The 17,564-nt window shown below is 56.5% G+C and carries 12 protein-coding genes and 1 pseudogene; 6 read left to right on the top strand and 7 right to left on the bottom strand.

Features of this window, described 5'->3' with window-relative positions:
- Positions 1-747 precede the first annotated feature (747 nt).
- The 3 genes and pseudogenes from ACR3FE_RS25135 to ACR3FE_RS25125 all read left to right on the top strand — a co-directional run.
- A pseudogene (locus ACR3FE_RS25135) lies at positions 748-945 on the top strand (eCIS core domain-containing protein); the annotation flags it as partial.
- 234 nt (positions 946-1,179) lie between these two features.
- Positions 1,180-1,653: a hypothetical protein gene (locus ACR3FE_RS25130; protein WP_458210605.1), complete on the top strand. Its 474-nt coding sequence runs from the start codon at positions 1,180-1,182 to the stop codon at positions 1,651-1,653.
- 17 nt (positions 1,654-1,670) lie between these two features.
- Complete coding sequence (locus ACR3FE_RS25125; protein WP_458210587.1) at positions 1,671-2,540, top strand: hypothetical protein; 870 nt, start codon at positions 1,671-1,673, stop codon at positions 2,538-2,540.
- 968 nt (positions 2,541-3,508) lie between these two features.
- Here the strand turns inward: ACR3FE_RS25125 and ACR3FE_RS25120 are convergent.
- The 3 genes from ACR3FE_RS25120 to ACR3FE_RS25110 are packed head-to-tail and all read right to left on the bottom strand — an operon-like array spanning position 3,509 to position 6,837.
- Positions 3,509-4,591 carry a sugar ABC transporter permease gene (locus tag ACR3FE_RS25120; RefSeq protein ID WP_458210586.1) on the bottom strand — a complete coding sequence of 361 codons (1,083 nt, stop codon included), beginning with the start codon at positions 4,589-4,591 and terminating at the stop codon, positions 3,509-3,511.
- Positions 4,588-5,553, bottom strand: a complete 966-nt coding sequence (locus ACR3FE_RS25115; protein ID WP_458210585.1) for a carbohydrate ABC transporter permease — start codon at positions 5,551-5,553, stop codon at positions 4,588-4,590. Before ACR3FE_RS25115 ends, ACR3FE_RS25120 begins: the two co-directional genes overlap by 4 nt.
- A 3-nt stretch (positions 5,554-5,556) precedes the next feature.
- The gene (locus ACR3FE_RS25110; RefSeq protein WP_458210584.1) at positions 5,557-6,837 is read right to left on the bottom strand and encodes an extracellular solute-binding protein; all 1,281 of its coding nucleotides are present in this window, start codon (positions 6,835-6,837) and stop codon (positions 5,557-5,559) included.
- Between the two features lie 341 nt (positions 6,838-7,178).
- On the opposite strand from ACR3FE_RS25110, the gene ACR3FE_RS25105 reads away from it, so the two are divergent.
- The gene (locus tag ACR3FE_RS25105; protein ID WP_458210583.1) at positions 7,179-8,291 is read left to right on the top strand and encodes an ABC transporter ATP-binding protein; all 1,113 of its coding nucleotides are present in this window, start codon (positions 7,179-7,181) and stop codon (positions 8,289-8,291) included.
- Between the two features lie 40 nt (positions 8,292-8,331).
- On the opposite strand, the gene ACR3FE_RS25100 is transcribed toward ACR3FE_RS25105, so the two are convergent.
- On the bottom strand, positions 8,332-10,428 hold the full coding sequence (locus ACR3FE_RS25100; RefSeq protein WP_458210582.1) for a DUF7997 domain-containing protein: 2,097 nt from the start codon (positions 10,426-10,428) through the stop codon (positions 8,332-8,334).
- A 105-nt stretch (positions 10,429-10,533) separates the two neighbouring features.
- Between ACR3FE_RS25100 and ACR3FE_RS25095 the strand changes: the two genes are divergently transcribed.
- Both ACR3FE_RS25095 and ACR3FE_RS25090 read left to right on the top strand, forming a co-directional pair.
- A complete protein-coding gene (locus tag ACR3FE_RS25095; protein WP_458210581.1) occupies positions 10,534-12,588 on the top strand; it encodes an alpha-amylase family glycosyl hydrolase in 2,055 nt (684 codons plus the stop codon).
- 75 nt (positions 12,589-12,663) lie between these two features.
- A complete protein-coding gene (locus ACR3FE_RS25090) occupies positions 12,664-13,716 on the top strand; it encodes a TrmB family transcriptional regulator sugar-binding domain-containing protein (protein WP_458210580.1) in 1,053 nt (350 codons plus the stop codon).
- A 31-nt stretch (positions 13,717-13,747) separates the two neighbouring features.
- Here ACR3FE_RS25090 and ACR3FE_RS25085 read toward each other — a convergent pair whose 3' ends face one another.
- The 3 genes from ACR3FE_RS25085 to ACR3FE_RS25075 form a co-directional block, all read right to left on the bottom strand.
- Complete coding sequence (locus ACR3FE_RS25085) at positions 13,748-15,394, bottom strand: amidohydrolase (protein ID WP_458210579.1); 1,647 nt, start codon at positions 15,392-15,394, stop codon at positions 13,748-13,750.
- 145 nt (positions 15,395-15,539) lie between these two features.
- Entirely contained in the window at positions 15,540-16,580 is a 1,041-nt protein-coding gene (locus ACR3FE_RS25080) for a branched-chain amino acid ABC transporter permease (protein WP_458210578.1), read from the bottom strand.
- Complete coding sequence (locus ACR3FE_RS25075; RefSeq protein ID WP_458210577.1) at positions 16,577-17,434, bottom strand: branched-chain amino acid ABC transporter permease; 858 nt, start codon at positions 17,432-17,434, stop codon at positions 16,577-16,579. Before ACR3FE_RS25075 ends, ACR3FE_RS25080 begins: the two co-directional genes overlap by 4 nt.
- Positions 17,435-17,564: the final 130 nt, after the last annotated feature.

Here is a 17,564-nt window from a genome sequence, read left to right as displayed (position 1 = left end):
AGCAGACAATCGTTCAACGGTGTACGGTATACTTAACAAAAAAGAAAACCGATCGGAGAAAATTGAGATAATCTTAATTTGGTTGGGGGCATATATACTCTGTCTGACTTAGTTACAAACAGCAGACAAATAGAGGTGTGAATATCGACTCACAGAATTAGATAGACATCCACAGACTTGATAAAAAGCTTTGAATCAAGCAGCCCTGGCCAAGGCGACAGATTCGACGTTAGAGAATGCAACCACCTAGATCGAAGACAGAGAGGACACCGTCGCCAGGTTCAATCGAAAGAAATCGACGACGTTCATAGACCGGGGTTGGTTGTGGTTCACTTCCATGGTGTCCTCTGGGTGACGCAGCGGGATGTGCACAAGAACGGAAAGCTGGTCAGAGGCAGGGATTTCGGGAGTATCAAGGGCAGAGACAGTAGGAGGGAGTTGAGACAACTAAATGAGACGGAAGCAATCGTGAAAGATTCAAACAAAACAGCAAAAGAAGCACGCAACCCGGCGTCACCTCGAACGTCCCAGTCGGAGGCGGACACTAAGCGGCATGGTAGAGTCAGTGCAGCGGTGAAGGAGGGACATCCCTTTGTTCGAACGCAACAGACACTCGGAAATCAAGCGGTTCAGCGGGCTGTGAAACAGAGGGCGTAATCTACAGCACCGACTGAAAGAACCGATAGAAGAGACCTTCCCTCTGAGGTTCATCCATTTCTCGGGAAAACGACCGGAAAGCCGATTCCAGTGGGGCTTCGGACACTAATGGAAGAACGCTTCACGGAGAATTTCAACGACGTGAGGCTTCACGATGGTAAGCCGGCAGAGGAGGCGAACCGAATGTTAGCTTCTAGAGCCTTCTCATTCGGCAATGATATTTGGCTTGGGTCGAACGCGTCGGCAAGCGATCGCTCCCTAATTGCCCACGAACTGACTCATGTCGTTCAACAACATCGTCTGCCTCCAACCGGGAAGCCACAGGAAGTCAACCGCTCGGCGTCGCTGGAGAGCGAAGCCGATCGAGCGAGTCGCCAAATCTTATCGTCGTCTGGTTTTGTAGGGGTATCAAGCTCCACACCGCCAGCGATTCAACGTCAAGGACTTACCAGAGAGGAGATTCAGACAGAGCTTCAACAGATAGAAGACCGTATTTTTAACGGGTCGCCCTCACCAGTGGAGATGGAGATGCTGCACGCGCAGCGAGACTTGTTACTAGCGGAACTACAACGACTGACGGGACGCCCGAGTGCGCAGACGAACACCGCTCCGACTCTTCCTGAGGCAACGCGAACGACGCAGGACCCCGGGGAATTCACCGGAGAGGAACTCAGCGAAGAAATTGAGTCAGTACGTCAGTGGCGACTCGAGCAGCCACAGGAATCGTCTCCGGAGATTGCCGCGGCGGACGAAAACCTCCGCCGCTTGGAAACCGAACTCGCCGAGCGACAGTCCCTCGGTATCGAAAGCGATCTAACCGTGAACGAGATTGCACGTCTACAGCGCGAAGGGGTTCTCCCCGCGCCGACCGATCTACTGAGTGGCGCCGATGAACGCGCTGCTATGGGTGCTGGCCTTGCAGGCAGCGCATTTACCACGTTTCTATCTGCAGCTGCGAGCAAATCCCATCGAACGACTATGAGCGCCTCCGGCTAGAGGTAACAGCTGACCCGGTGTCGTTCGACCTTGGTATTCAGTTCGGGACAGCGGTTGGAGCAGGGGAACAACTCTGGGACAATGTATTAGGCATCGCTCAGACCCTTCAGCTTGTCCAGTACACTTCTCCACTGACGTGGGTTCGACTCGGGGGAGAGGAGGCGATCCGATACCTCACCGACCCGGAACACGGAGAGAGACGGCGCCAGCAGCTAGAGCAAGCGAGACAGATCGTAATCGGACTGCAAGAGCTACTCCAAGCCATCGCTAACGATCCAGCATTCTTCACCGTTCATGGGGCCGAATTGGGTAGAATCGCAGGCAATCAGTCCGGGTCGTGGTTCCACGAGGACTTCATGCGTCGGTCGACGTTCATGAAAGGACAGACAGTCGGCGAAATCGCAGGACGTGTCATCGTAGAGATCGCGTTGATGTTCCTTGGCCCAGAGGAGTGGATTGCACGCGGAATCGTCGGTGCTGGGCAGGCCGTCCGATATAGCGGGAAGCTAGTTCGCGCTGTTCGCGAGTTTATGGAGCGGATTCCCGGGCTGTCGAGGCTGTTGCGCCGGGGAACGAGTGCGGCAGACGAAGTAGCCGGTGGAATGCGATCGACAGGAGAAGTTGTAGAGAATGTTGGGGAGATTGGAGGAACCACGAGTCGATCGATTCCCGAGCCATCTCATGTTCCCAATACGCCCGAATTGGTTCGCGGTGGGGAATTCCCTGAAGAGGCTGTGTCGCCGTCTCGTAGTGTCGAGAGTGAGAGCCCATCTCGACGAACACCTGAGCCGGAGTCGGAGCCGGAGCCGGACTCATCGTCGGTGGCGGACGAAATGGAAGGAGATTCCCCAGGAGTTAGTGGTGCACGCACAGCAGCGGAACAATGACTCCGGGAGCGACTAGAATGGATGTACGATAACGATATTTCTCCAGAGGATCTTCATTACACTGGACGAGAGTGGGAGGCTTTTCAGAAATTGGCGGAAACTGATCCCCAAAGAGCACTGAGGGATCTGGATCGACGCACAGGAATTAGAGGCGACGAGGCTGCGACCTCAGGGCAAATATCAGGTACTGTTGGAACGTCTTCTGGGTCACATCGCCAACGCTCACCTGCTGAGGTCGAGCGCATCAGACGCGGACAAGATAGACCAAGTAGAGCCACCGAGAGGAATGCAAGGATACGAGAGTCCCACGACATGGGAGTCGAGGGTGGCCGTGCTCGAGCCCTGAGGGAGAACATCACAATCGAGGATTGGAATACTCCACAGCAATGGATTCCAGAGTTCGGCCGAGGGATTGATGACATCGGAACTCGCGGGAGTAAATTACTCGTTATCGAACACAAAGGCGGATCTTCCCGACTTGCTTCCGGACGAGCTGTTCAGATGTCGAACGAGTGGGTGGGACAAAAGATAGCACAGCTAGAGATTCTCGGAGATCCGATGAGTGCCAGACTGCTTCAGAAGGCACGGTCTGGAGACCTGCAGGGAGTTGTATACCGCACGCGTCAGTTACAGGGTGGCGAGAGCAGGACACGGCGTCTATCCCAGAGAGCACTGAGGAACCGAATGAGAGCAAATGTCAGCCCATCTGGTTTGATTCAATATGCACCGCGGAGAGTTGAGCGTGCATACCTTGCTGAACTGAGGCGTTTGCGCGAAGCGGTTGAAAGAGGAGATCTGCGTGCGTTGCGGAATCTCTAATCTAGCATACATCCAACCTTCACGGTCACATCCCACAGGCGCCTGATCATGCTCGCTGCAGTAGTGACCTCCTTCACGGCCTCACGGCTGTGAAATCGCGATACAGTGGTGTAGCGTTGAGACGTGAATCGTACGTGAAAACAGGTTGGTCAGCCTTCCATCCCGCTGAACGAGAGCCCGCCCTCGATATACCGCTGAGCAAATAGATACACGAGCGCAAGCGGCGTGGCGAACGTCAGCGCGAATGCTGAGAATCGTGCCCAGGGAACTGAATACTCGCTGACAAGTGAGAACAGGCCAACCGGGAGTGTGTAGTTTTCAGTCGATAGCAGGGTCTGTGCGACGACGAACTCGGTCCAGCCGGTCAGGAACGTGAAGATGAACACTGTTGCCAGCCCCGCCTTCGAAAGCGGGAGGATGACTTCGGTCACGACTCGCCAGGCGGGCGCACCATCCACGATGGCAGCTTCCTCGTACGAGACGGGGATACCGTCCATATAGGTCTTCAGCAGCCATGTGTTGAACGGAACCGCAGTCGCGGCGTAGTATACTGCCAGCGCAAATTTGTTGTTTGTCAACCCCACTTGGACGAACGCGGCGTAAAGCGCAATAAGGAGCGCGATGCCCAAGCCGCCGCCGACCTGTGTCAACAGCACGTAGCCGAATAGGATTTTTTCGCGACCGATGAATTTCCGGCGCGAAAGGCCGTATGCTCCCGGCACGATAAGACACATCGCGATAATCACTGTTGGTACAGCGACCGTCACACTGTTCCAGAGGAACATCTTGAAATCGGATGGATCGGTGACGCCGTACTTCGAGACGTCGAGGAACACCAGTTTCGACGTGGTGAACACGACCGCGGAATTCGTGAACGGGATTCCGATTCCGATGCGATACGAGGGGATGATGAGGTCGCCAACGACCCAGAGGAAAGGCTGGAGTGACGGCTGATCCGGCAGGAGCCGAAGGCCACTTGACGAGTAGATGGAGCCACCGCTTCCCGACAGCGCCGAGATGAGGATCCAATAAATCGGAAACAACAGCGCCAACACGAAGATCAACGCGCCGAGTGTGGCACCAAGCGTTTTGATCGGTTCGATCGGCGAAATTCGCCCTGCGCGGACGCCTTCGACGGTGTGTCTTGCGTCGCGGGCTGACTCAACCGGCGTGCGGGCGACACGAATCGCGTCCTCTGCCATGCTCCGCATGACGTTGCCAAGGAGACTCATGAGTCGCTCACCCCGTCAGCGAGTCGCCCTCGCTTGATGTTCAACCACATGAACGCCCCGATAAACAGGATCGCAATGATGCTGATCGCCGCACCTTCGCCGTACTGGCCGAAGCCAAATGCCTCGCGGTAGCCATACACGACGATGAGCTCGTTCTGTCGAGCGGGCCCGCCCTGGTTGAACACATACGGGATGAGAAATTGCTGGAATGACGCAGCAGCAGTCAGGATGGAGGCAAACAACACGGGCCGCTTGATGGACGGAAGCGTGACGTGCAGGAACCGCGCGAAGTAGCCTGCGCCATCAACTTTGGCAGCCTCGTGGAGTTCCTCAGAGACATCTTGTAACGCACTCACGGTGATGAGAACCATGAACGGATACGCTAGCCATGCCTCGGTGATGTTGTATGCCAGAAACGCCATCCAGCGCTCACTCAGCCACGACACACTCCCAAATCCAAGCGAGCTAAGCACCTGATTTGCCAGCCCGAACTCCGCTGGGCTGAAGATACCCCGCCAGACGGTGATAGTGAAGATGGAGGGGAGACCCATCGGGATGATGATGAGCGACCGCATGATTCGCTTTCCGCGAACGCGGTCGCCGGTGACCACAAGTGCGATAGTTATCGAGAGCACCACCTTGAGCACCACACTCGTGGCGACGAACAACCACGTGATGCCGAACGAGTTCCAGAATTGTGGGTCGGTCAGCACCATCACGTAGTTCTCGAACCCGATGAATGATGCCTCCCCGAACGTTAGAATCGACGCGAAGCCCTCGCCCGTGAAGAGATTCGCTGGTTTGGCGTTTGTGAACGAAATACCAACGAGATATAATACCGGGAAAAACATGAACGCCGAGAAGACGAACAGTCCCGGGAGGACAAGCAGTAGCGACGCATCCTCACGCTCCAAAAACGGAATCTCCTCGAATCGCTGTCCGACACGCGAACCAGTGTTCATGATCTAGTCCCAGTTTTTACGGATGGAGTTCTCGGCCTGCTTCATCGCCTTTTCCACGCTTGCGTCGCCGTTGAACGCCTTCGTGATGGCGGTTTTGAGCGGCCCCCATACCTTGTTCATCTTGGGATGGGTCGGCATCGGATAGCCCTGCTGAACTGCCTTCGAGAAGCCTTGCACCTTCGATGGAAGGTCATCGCTTCCGGCGAGACTTTTGAGCACTGGAATCGACCCCTGCTCCTTTGCGGCCCGCAGGATAAGGTCCTCGTTCGTGGTGTACCACTCGGCAAATGATCGACCGGCAGCAGCGCTTGCACCGCCGTCCGCCATCTTTTTCGAGAAGTACCACAGCGTGATACCAGTATAGGGTCGTGGATTCCCGCCTTTCGGCTTAGGAAGTTTCGTGACCCCGACATTCACACCCTTCTTATTGAGCGTGGCAAGATACCACGGTCCGTTGATGGCGAACGCCGCATTGCCATCAGCGAACGTCGCCGCCTGGGCTTCGTAGCCAGGATCCTTCGGCATGTAGGGTTTGAAGTTATCCATAAGGAACTGGAATCCTTTGACCGTCTCCGATTTTGACAAGCCGAGCATCGGATCTTGCTCCGGGTCGAAGAAGTAGCCACCGAACGCCTGTGCCCACGCGCTGGAGAAATACGGATCGACGGGATAGCCCATCCCGTACTTGTTGTTGCTGGGGTCATGGTGCTCTTTCATCACCGACTTCATATCGGCGACCGTCTCCGGGGGTTCGTCAACGATATCCTTGTTATAGATAAGCGCAACCGTCTCAGCAGAGTGTGGAAGGCCGACCACCCCTCCATCATACTGAACCGCACCCGCGGCCGCGTCGGTGAACTTATCGAGGCTGACCGAGAGCTGATCGCTCTGGTCGACGATGAAGTCACGCTGGTAGTAGTCGCCAACCCAGTCGTGAGCCCATTCGAAGACGTGCGGTCCCTGTCCAGCAGGGATCGCACTAGTCGTCTTCTTTTCGAGCTCGGAGATGTCCGACCCCTTGATGGTGTGTTTCGAGTTACCATTGAACGACTTGATGGTCTGCTTGCGCACACCTTCCTCGCTCTCGGGTAATGAGTACCACGCCTTTGCGGTTCCAGCTGGACCCGACTCGGTCGTCGCGTCCCCACTGGTCTCATCGTTACCACTGTTATCATTGCTGCCAGACGTCGTCTTGTCTTGCTCTTGAACCGTCGCACAGCCAGCCGTCGTAGCGAGGGTGCCAACACCGATGCACTTGAGTGCTGTTCTGCGATTCATTGTCATGGATGAATATGGGATGAATTACTTTTTCACACCTTAAAACTTCGGATTCACCCGCCGCAACCAACAGAATATGGGAGTAGACCGCGTATATATCGTATTTACTTCGATAAATTTGAGAAATTTATAACCTAGAATCACGATTTAAACCCCTCGCTTGCCATATTGTATATTATTGATAATCTATATCTGCTTCATATCTCTATAAGGAATCTGGAATATATTCCCAGCCTAACACCGCAGGCAAAAACACGGCCCTATTTTGGAACAGTGACGAACGAATACATCATCCATTTTCTCAAGAGGGCAAGAATTATACCGTGGGACTCCCACCCATGCTGGTAATGGCGACTGTTACGCTCAACAACCTCAGAAAGGAGTTCGATAACAGCAGAATCGTCGCCGTCGACGATCTGTCGCTCGAAATCGACGATGGAGAGTTCGTCACCGTCGTCGGCCCTTCCGGGTGTGGGAAATCGACGACACTCCGGATGATCGCGGGCCTCGAATCACCCACCTCCGGGGAGATCTACATCGACGGCGAAGACGTGACTGATGTTCACGCGCGCGACCGCGATGTGGCGATGGTGTTCCAGAACTACGCGCTCTATCCGCACAAGACGGTCGAGCAAAACATGGCATTCGGCCTCCGGATGAGCACTGATCTCTCGAAGGACGAACGCCGAAGGAAGGTGCGCGAGACCGCCGAGATGATGGATATCGAAGAATTGCTTGACGATAAACCTGGTGAACTTTCGGGTGGGCAAAAACAGCGGGTCGCACTCGGTCGGGCCATCGTGCGCGAACCAGACGTGTTTCTTTTCGACGAACCGCTCTCGAATCTCGATGCCAAACTCCGAACCACGATGCGAACCGAAATCCAGCGTCTCCAGAACGAACTCGACATTACTGCTATCTACGTCACCCACGATCAGGAGGAAGCCATGACGATGGGTGACCGTATCGCTATCCTGGACGACGGCGAACTCCAGCAAACCGGCCGCCCGAAGGAGGTGTACGAGAACCCGGTTAACATGTTCGTCGGTGGCTTCGTTGGATCGCCCAGCATGAACTTCCTCGACCTCGACGTGACCAACGACAAAGACCGTGTCCTGCTCCGGAACGACGACGGATTTGCCTACGAACTCACTGGTTCCACCGCCGAGAGCGTTCGACGACTCACCGCCGAACGCGTTCGGTTCGGTATCCGTCCTGAAGATGTGTTCGTTGACGACGGATCACTCTCCACCACGGTTGAGGTAGTCGAACCCATTGGAAGCGATAACTACCTGTATCTCGACTTGGCCCCGGACTTCGTCGCGCGCGTCGATTCAGATGTGAACCCGGCTGCTGGCGACACCATTGCCCTCGGCTTCGACCAGTCCAATGTCCACTTGTTCGATATCGAAACCGGCGAGTCGCTGACACGGAACGAACGGATGGCACAATTCGCGTAATCGCCTGACGGCGTTCGAAGGAAGAGCGCTTTGCCCTTTCTCAGTTACTCATCGGCGTCGCTCGGAGCGTCCCGCGTTCCTCCATCGCAGCGATGGTCGCTAACCGGAGCGCGTGGGGCCACCCAAGCGGCGTCGCACTATCAGGCGTCCCATCGTCGAACACTTGCTCTGGAAGATACCCGGTCGATGCACAGAGCACCCCGTCCGGGAGGACAAGCGATAGCAGGTCGGAAGCCATCGACTCAAACGCCGAGGAATCTTCGCCATTGTCCTCAAGGAGTGCGGCCATGTTTGTCGCGGCGTGGGCTCCCCATGCAGTCGAGACAGTCCAGATTTTCTCGGCATCCTGCCCGTTCATTCGCCAGTCATCACCCTCAAACCGAATCAGCCCGCGGACGGTTCCGGTATCGCGTTCGAGTTCCTCGACCACAGTTCGGACATGCGACGCCAAACGGTCGAGTCGTTGGGTGTCGAGATTACCGACACGGTCGTATGTCCGGTGTGCACTTGCTAGCGCGAGCGTGGCCGAATCACACCGTGTATCGAGATTGCCGTCCTGTTCCCGGAGTGCATAGATTCCCCGGTCAGCTACCCAGAGGTCATCGAGGGCGTCGTATACCCGATTGGCCTGTGCAGCAGCGTGCTCGGTGGTCTCGGTAGAGAGGTCTGTTGCCGCGACCGCCGCGTAGCCTTCGAGGAAGGTCGCCGTCGTGTGTGCGAATCGGCCGGTTGCGTTCTCCCACGCATTCTGGCAGGCAACCGGTCGCCCATCAGCTGCGAGTGTGTCATCCAGTCCATCGAGTGCGTGTTCGATCGTCGTGGCGATTTCGGACGCGAGGGCAGTTTTGTCGTCTCTAATACCGGTGGCTCGGTCGTCTTCGAGCACCCGGAGGTATGTTGCAAGATAGGCCACGACGCTTCCGGTCTGGTCGGCCTGATAGTCCACGTCGTCGCCAGCCTCGAGCCGACCGTTCGCCCACCCCGGTGCGAGGGTCGCATCACGTGGCCAGACACGGTGGGGCCACGTGCCGTCGTCATGCTGAGTATCGCAGTAGATACGAGCGACGGCAGCGTGTTGGTCTTCAAACCCGAGATCGAACTGTCGGTCGACGTCGAGAAGGAATCGTGAGATTTCCGCGTCATCGCGAAACCACGTGTAGCCATAGCCACCGGAATGGGCATAGAAGGGGTCGAAATCGGGCCCGGCGATACGAAGACCCGTCGGCCCGGAGAGAAGGTCGATCACCCGGAGGTCGGCTGTCGCGCCCATGGCGCGCGGAAGTCGCGTCAATTGTAGATCTGAAATCTGATCTGCAGCCGCACGTTCGAGTGCCGCGCGACTCGCATGTGTCTCAGTCACCGTTTCGAGTCGCGCAAGCGCGTCCGTTCGTGAGGTTTCGGTCTGGTCGGTCAACAGCGAGACGAGAGTCGCCGCACCGCCCTCAGTTGGGAGGCTGCAAATAAGATTTCCACTGAGGCGACTCTCCTCGTACCGGCCGTCTGGTGTCTCCCTCGGGATCTCGATTGGGTTATCACCGAGTATCTCCGCGAAAGTGGCAGGTACCTCACCCTGAACGTCGATAAACCCTGTAGTGCTCCCGATGAAGTCATGTTCGGCGGCATGATACACCTCGACCGCAGCGTCATGGCGGAGCTGGCCAATTCGCGTTTCCTGGGCCTCGGGAGCGAGACCGACGAATGCCACGATTTCGAAGTCATCGTCGACGTCGGTTTCAAAGTCAACCTCGAATCGCGTCAGATGCGCATCACAGATGGTCAAATCGTATTGAAAGACGATGCCATCATCCAATTTGTGCTCCGTGACGACGAGCGCTGTGTCGCCGTGATACGACTGTGACTGGGTTGGACATTCGTCGAACCACGTGATGGCGTCACTATTCTTACTGTCTTCAGTGTGCTCAGTGTCATTTCGACGTAGGCCCAACCGTGAGCGTTCGACACCATTGAGCCCTGTAAGCGGATACCCAAAGTCTCGGAGGGCACCGTCGTGTCCGATGTGAACCAATCGGCCGTCAAGTCCGGAGAACAATCCCGAGGTAGAGCGGCGTTCGCCGGGAAACATCGTCCCGTCGTCGCCACATCGTTTGTAGTCATCAAGGGAATCGCGCAACGTCATTCGAATCGGTAATGCGTACCAGTCGTAATAAGGTTTGGTGAAATACTCCTTCACAGATTTTCCTCAAACGTAACTATCAAGCAGGTCGCTTCACACCCTGTGTGTATGCAGCGCCCACGCACCCACCATCCCGGCCCGCCACGATTCGCTCACGTCGGCGCGTCGGTCGAACTTGCCCCGCGTAACCCAGATCCGAGTGCAACCTTCTCGTGGTCAGTGGTTGAACGACCCGAAGACAGCCAAGTTACCATCGGTGCCGACCCGGTAGTCCACTTTATGCCTGACGAACCGGGCGTTTATCGATTTGAACTTGATGCGCCTGACGGCATCCACCAACAAACCGTCCGAGCATTCCCCGACCCACGACGCCCAGCGCGCTTCGAACTCCCTGTAGAAGACCTCGGCGAAGCTGACCCGGACGAAATCTCAGTGATCGCCCCATTCAACGACTACACGCTCGGAAAGAGTCGACCGCGCCGTGAGAAAGACGCGTACGTGATCGAATTCGACCTCGTGCCCGACGACCACGACGCTATATTCATCGTCGGCAATGACTTCGAACGGTCGAGTCGTGCTGAAACAACTGTTGATGGGCCAGGAAGACCGCTCGTCCACCTCGATGCGACCACCGATGGTGATGAGATCGTCGTGACTGCGACGGCAAAAGCAGCACCCGACGGATCCTCTCCTGATGTGGAGTTCTATCTCGACGACCGAGACGAACTTGATACGGTTGCGGTTGAAATCGACGGCCCTGAACTCCGTGTTCCCAAATCGCACCTCCCCGCCCTTGCTCGGATTCACGCGGTCGCAGTCGCGGAGCGCCACAGCGTCGCTGATACCATCGTCCTCGATGCTGCAGACGGCGACATCTCCGTCTCGCGGCCGAATGACCCACCGGAGTGGGCGAACGACGCAGTGTTGTACGAAATATTCGTTCGTTCATTTGCAGGTGAGACGCTCGACACGACGTTCGAGGAACTCGAACGCCGGGTGGAGTACCTTCCGTCGCTTGGCGTCGACACTGTGTGGTTGACGCCAGTACTTGCTAGTCCGACCAAGCACGGCTACCACATCACTGATTATTTCGACACTGCGGCTGACCTTGGCACCCGCGAAGCGTTTACCTCACTCGTCGAGCGCTGCCACGAGTTGGGCATTCGCGTCGTCTTCGACCTCGTCATCAACCATACCTCCCGCGACCACCCTGCCTTCCAACTCCACGCCGCCGGAGTCGATGAGTACGCCGACTACTACGAACGGATGCCCACCGAAAGAGAAATCTCGGATGTTGATTGGGCGGGCGACGACGCACCCGGCTATTATTTTAATTGGACTCGCATCCCGAACGTCAATTACGACTCGCTTTCAGTTCGTCAGTGGATGCTCGACGTGGTTGAAGAGTGGGCATCGACCGTCGATGGCTTTCGGTGTGACGTCGCATGGGGCGTCTCACATAGCTTCTGGAAGGAAGTTCGTGACCGGGTGAAAGCCACGGATGCTGAGTTCCTCTTGATGGACGAAACCATCCCTCGTCGCCCTGATTATCATGAAAACGAGTTCGACGTCCACTACGATACTACGCTCTACGGAACCCTCCGAGAAATCGGGGCCGGTGACGAACCCGCCGATGCCCTGTTCGACGCCCTCGCCGATGCTCGCTGGCAAGGCTTCCCTGATGCCGCACTGCACATGCGGTATGTCGAAAATCATGATGAGTCACGCTATCTCGCAGAGTACGGGGAGGCAGCACTCCGAGCGGCTGCAGCCGCCACGTTCACTCTTCCCGGCGTCCCGATGATCTACTACGGACAGGAGCGAGGCGTCATGGAATCACGCGGGACGATGCGCTGGCACGACGGCGACGCCGACCTCACCGATTTCCATCGGTTGCTCGTTCGTGCACGCAGAGAGCATCCGGCGTTGCAATCGAACCACGTTGAGCGTGTTGACTATGACAGCGACAGTGACGCTGTTATCGCATATGTGCGTGAAACTGAAGCCGGTGACGAGCGGTTGATTGTCCTCCTCAATTTCGACTCACAGCCACACACTGTCGGTATCGAGTCGGTCGGGACGACCGACCTACTCACTGGAGAGGATGTCTCGGTCGAGAACCAAATCCAGGTTGACAACGTGGTCATCCTACGAGGCGAGTGAGAAGATGAGGCCCCTCATCACCCGAGAAACGTCATTACCGAGGAAGGTAAGTGCACTCCTGCGAAAGGAGGCGCTATGAGTAAGTCACCACTTGTCGAGGTGCTCCACCAATTTGGACTCTCGGACAAGGAGGTCGATACGTACCTGACGATACTCGAACACGGCGAGGCGAAGGCCAGCCAAATTGCAAATGATGCTGGCGTGTCCAAGCGGTACGTCTACAGCGCCAGTGAGGAACTTGAACGCCGTGGATTCGTCTCGGTGAACGATCACACAGTGCCGACGACCATCCGCGCAAACCCGCCGGAGAAGGTGCTGGGTGCGCTCTCACAGGATCTGGAGACGATGCGGCCAGAACTCGAATCCCGGTACTCACGGACAGCACCACAGACCGAGGGGTTCGAGACCATCAAATCTCGGGTAACCGTTCTCAAGCGCATCCGGAAGCTTGTGTCTGATGCCGATGAAGAGGTCATACTCTCGGTTCCGCACGCAATTCTCTCAGAAGTGAGCGAAGAACTTCGCACGGTCGTTGACCGAGATATCCTCGTGTTACTCGTCGTCACTGGGATGGAGTCCGACGCTGATGTAGCGCTCGATGGACTCGCGAGCGTTGCCCGGGCATGGCGAGAACCCATGCCAACGATGGTAGTCGCTGATCAGGTTTCGAGCTTGCTCGCACCGTCGAAGATGAGTTCCCGATCGAACAGCGACGAGCGAGCTATTACCTTCACTCAGGAATACCTCGCACCGGTCATGGCAGGGTCGTTTTTCGGCAACTACTGGCCGAGTGCTGAGGAAGTGTACGTCACTGACCCCGACGACGAGCTCGGGACGTATACTGACTTCCGACACGCCGTCCTCCAGGCAACGCTTCAGCTTCGCGCTGGCACGGAATTCGACGCCCGGGTTCGTGGGCGAGCCACACGTTCAGATGGAGAACTCGACGAGATCGATGGTCGGGTGGTCGGTGTGCGCCAGGGAATGGTGAAGCCAGTCAATAACTCCTTCCCGGTTGAAAACTCACTCATCATCGAATCTCGGTCAGGGACGTTCACCGTCGGCGGGCGGGGAGCGTTCGTCGAGGACTTCGAGGCTAAAGAAGTTGTCCTTGAAGCCATCGAGTGAAGCTATCATTCCATAGTGATTACTGAGTCTATCAGTCTCTATTTGTGTAGACAACCTCCCCACCGAGGAGGGTGAGTTCGACGGTCGTCTCGCGTATCTCGTCTTCGGGACAGGTGATGATGTCCCTGTCAAGGACGGCCAGATCAGCTCGCTTCCCTGGTTCAATCGACCCGATCTCGTCCTCCCAGTGCATCGTGTAGGCCGCATCACGAGTCCACAGACGCAGAGCTTCACTCGGGGTGATCGCTTCCTCGGGGCCGAGCATACCTGCCGTAACCGTCTCTCTCGTCACCATCCACCAGAGAGATTCAAATGGGAACCACGGAACAACAGGCGCGTCTGTCCCCCCACCGACTCGCTTACCCTTGTCCAACAGTGTCCGAATCGGAATCGCAGCAGCGGCCCGCTCTTCTCCCCACAGCAGTTCCATATTCCGACCGAGATATGTCGAATGGTTCTGGACGGTCGGGAGCACTCCAAGATCATCCATCCGTTCGACGTGTTCGTCTTTCGGCAGGAACACATGCATCGCAGTCCACCGAAGGGAAGTGAGATCTCGAACCTCACTTGCGGCTTCATACGCGCTGAGTAGCGTGTCGATAGCCGCATCACCGACGACGTGTGTCTGTACTTGGTGGCCACGCTCAGCAGCGAGTCGGTACATCTCGTGGAGTTCGTCGATTCCCCCCTCGGGCAAGAGGAAGTGGCCGTGATAATCGTCTTGTTCCTGGACGTTCTCGACAACGCGGTACGGTTCGGAGAGACGAGCACCCTCAACGCCGCCATCAAGCATGTATTTCACGCCACCGACCTTCAGCAGGTCATCACCAAACCCCCGATAAAAGTAGCTCCCAGCATCCCGCACATCTTTGGCACTGTATACCCGCACCAGTGCATCCGTCCGCACCGTCGCGTTACCTTCGACAGCAACTTGCTGGAAGGCCCGTAGTTCCTCACGCTCGAGTCCTGGCTCAAGTGCTGCGGTGACACCGCGAGCGTTTAACTCAGCCATTGCTCGCTCGATATCGGCGATGTAATCCTGGTACTCGTGGTCTGGCAGTACTGGCTCAACCAACTCCGTCCGAGCGGTTTCCAAGACGACGCCGTTTGGCTCGTCGGTGTCTGGGTCGCGAACGATGGTGCCTCCGTCCGGATCGTGGGTCGTCGCATCGATTCCTGCCCGGTCGAGTCCGGCGCTATTCACGACCGCGACGTGAGCACCGCGAGGGATGAACACGGGGTTGTCGGGAGCAACCTTATCGAGCTGTGAGCGCGTCGGCAACCGATTCTCTTCGAGTTGACTTTCGTGCCAGCCCCATCCAGCAAGTACCCACTCGCCGTCGGGTAGGGAATCGGCTTCCGCTCCAATCGCGTCGAGGACATCGTCGATACGTCGCGCATCGAAGAGCGTCACTCGGTCGAGATCCATCCCAACTTGTCGGAGGTGGATGTGTGAGTCGATGAGCCCCGGGATGACGGTTCGTCCGTCGAGGTCGCGTTCGACGGTGTTGGGGCCTGCGAGCGTGCGAATATCTGCGGTGTCACCGACAGCAAGGAATCGGCCGTCTCGAATGGCAACCGCTTCAACCACACTATCCTCCGCGTCAACTGTGCGTATCGTCCCGTCGTAGAGGATCCGATCCGGATACTCGACGACCGCCTCGAAAATCTCGCTCATCGAATCGCTCCTGCTGTCGAGCCACGCCGACTAGATTGTGACATATGTGTACTCTACTCACACCCTTGCAATAGAATAACGTTTTTGTCAGGATTGATGGTAACCTGCTGTCACTAAGGTCCGGTATTGGTCGCGGGAGAGGATGTTACCGATTCGCACGACGGTCACTAACGGTTGCGACGACGGATTTTACGGATTTGCTGTCCCACGCGGTTCGGGCTTTCGGAACGATGCCTTCACGGAAGAAAACAAAGAGCACGATTAGAAGGCCCCCGAGGACGGCTGTCCGCCACTGTCCGGCATCTTGGAGCAGTTCGTTGATATAGATGATGAGTCCAGCACCGAGCAGAGGCCCGAGGAGTGTCCGCATCCCGCCGAGGACAAGCATGATCAGGACGATGACGTCGACGGTTTGAAACGAGAACATCGACGGGAGGATATACTGTCCTGAATAGGCGTACAGTGGCCCGACGAGTCCAATTATCGTCGCGCCGATGACCCCGGCGATGACTTTGTACTTGATGACGTTGATTCCGGCAGCCTCAGAGGCGATCTCATCCTGACGAATCGCCTTGAACGCCAGTCCGTATTTCGAGTTCCGGAGCCACCAGTAGAGCACGAGAATTCCGGTGAGGAACACGAACATCATGTAGTATGTTACGACTTCTTGACTCACGCCAAGCGCGTCTACGATGAACGGCACCTCTAACCCGTTGAAGGGAATGCCAGTACTCCCGCCGGTGATGTCTCTTGCACCGATGAAAATCTCGCTCAAGGCCATCTGAATGCTTAATGTAAGAATCGCGATGACGATCACCGTCATCTTCCGGCGAGCGGCGACGTAGCTCACGAGCAAGCCGATTGTTCCGGCGACGATTCCCGCCACTGGAAAAACCAGCCAGGGCGAGACACCGGCGATGTCGGCAAGAATCGCGGTCGTGTACGCCCCGACACCAGCTATGGCTCCGACGAACAGGAACAACTGATTGGTGTGTCCGAAGACGATATTGAGTGCGACCGCGAACGATGCGAATATCAGGAATCGGACGAGCAGCCGTGCGATATAGGTCGCAGTCATATCGAAGGCGACCGGAAGCAGTGCGAGGATGGCCACGATGGCCACAACTGTCCGGAACTCGGTTGACCCACTCAGTCGTTCCTCGTCGACAGCGGTTTGATTGCTCATGCTATTTCCTCCGGGCGAGCGATGAGAACGGCGACCGCGACAGAGAACAAAATCACACTCGAGAAATACGACCCGATGAAGTAATTCGCGTACGTGGCAACAAGCCCAAGCACGATACCGGCAGCGACGGTTCCTTTGATATTCCGAACGCCGCCAACGATGGAGACGATGATTGCGAAGATTGTGATTTCGAATGCAGCAGAGACGGTTACCGTCGATTGGAGACTCCAGAGAATGCCGGCAGTGGCTGCCAGGACCGCGCTGAGTACGAAAATCAGGCTGCGAATCGATCTCGGGTCGATACCACAGAGCAACGCACCGGTCTCGTCTTGAAATACAGTTCGAGTCGCTTTTCCAAGGTACGTTCGACGCAAAAATAGAAAGAGCGTAAGCAGAATTGCCCCTGCGACCGCGATGATGAGGAGGGTCGAACTCCGTACCTCGATGCCGCCAATTGGGATCTGGACGCTATTGAACGGGAGCGCGTACGTCCCTGGGTAGTAGACATAGAGAATGCCGCTCAACAGGATTTCAAGCCCGAGCATCGTGAAGATGCCGACGACAACGCGTTCTTCGCCTACCGATCGGTACACGCTCGTGAGGAGCGCCTTGTCGACGACCGTGCTCAGAACACCGACCGCGGCGATACCGACGAACGCCGCCACTAACGGATGAGAGACTGTCGGAAGGACGGCGACACTGGTAATGACCGCAATGATTGCAAAAACACCCAGTGCTAGATTGAGCACGCTCCCGAGGCCGAAGACGAGCGTTATACCGGCCCCAAGTAACGCGTATAGCATCCCGCGTGCGACCCCGTCTATCGTGATTTCGAGTAGTGTTGAAAGCGCCATCGGTTGCCTCGACATCCCTGTTGGACGTGCCTGAATAATCATGTATTCTACAACTCTTAAATTTTCCCCCGGTATTTGCCGTCTTCAACACCGTTTGTGTCCCTACAACATTCAATAGCAGGGAAAATTA

This window comes from Haladaptatus rarus (assembly GCF_054177585.1).
The sequence above is the reverse complement of the archived record's forward strand: the minus strand, read 5'-3'. Positions and strand labels throughout refer to the sequence as shown.

Bases quoted from the DNA above. Each gene is read 5' to 3' on its own strand.
- ACR3FE_RS25130 (WP_458210605.1), top strand. From the start codon at position 1,180: ATGGAGATGCTGCACGCGCAGCGAGACTTGTTACTAGCGGAACTACAA.
- ACR3FE_RS25120 (WP_458210586.1), bottom strand. From the start codon at position 4,591: ATGAGTCTCCTTGGCAACGTCATGCGGAGCATGGCAGAGGACGCGATT.
- ACR3FE_RS25115 (WP_458210585.1), bottom strand. From the start codon at position 5,553: ATGAACACTGGTTCGCGTGTCGGACAGCGATTCGAGGAGATTCCGTTT.
- ACR3FE_RS25110 (WP_458210584.1), bottom strand. From the start codon at position 6,837: ATGACAATGAATCGCAGAACAGCACTCAAGTGCATCGGTGTTGGCACC.
- ACR3FE_RS25105 (WP_458210583.1), top strand. From the start codon at position 7,179: ATGGCGACTGTTACGCTCAACAACCTCAGAAAGGAGTTCGATAACAGC.
- ACR3FE_RS25100 (WP_458210582.1), bottom strand. From the start codon at position 10,428: ATGACGTTGCGCGATTCCCTTGATGACTACAAACGATGTGGCGACGAC.
- ACR3FE_RS25095 (WP_458210581.1), top strand. From the start codon at position 10,534: ATGCAGCGCCCACGCACCCACCATCCCGGCCCGCCACGATTCGCTCAC.
- ACR3FE_RS25090 (WP_458210580.1), top strand. From the start codon at position 12,664: ATGAGTAAGTCACCACTTGTCGAGGTGCTCCACCAATTTGGACTCTCG.
- ACR3FE_RS25085 (WP_458210579.1), bottom strand. From the start codon at position 15,394: ATGAGCGAGATTTTCGAGGCGGTCGTCGAGTATCCGGATCGGATCCTC.
- ACR3FE_RS25080 (WP_458210578.1), bottom strand. From the start codon at position 16,580: ATGAGCAATCAAACCGCTGTCGACGAGGAACGACTGAGTGGGTCAACC.
- ACR3FE_RS25075 (WP_458210577.1), bottom strand. From the start codon at position 17,434: ATGGCGCTTTCAACACTACTCGAAATCACGATAGACGGGGTCGCACGC.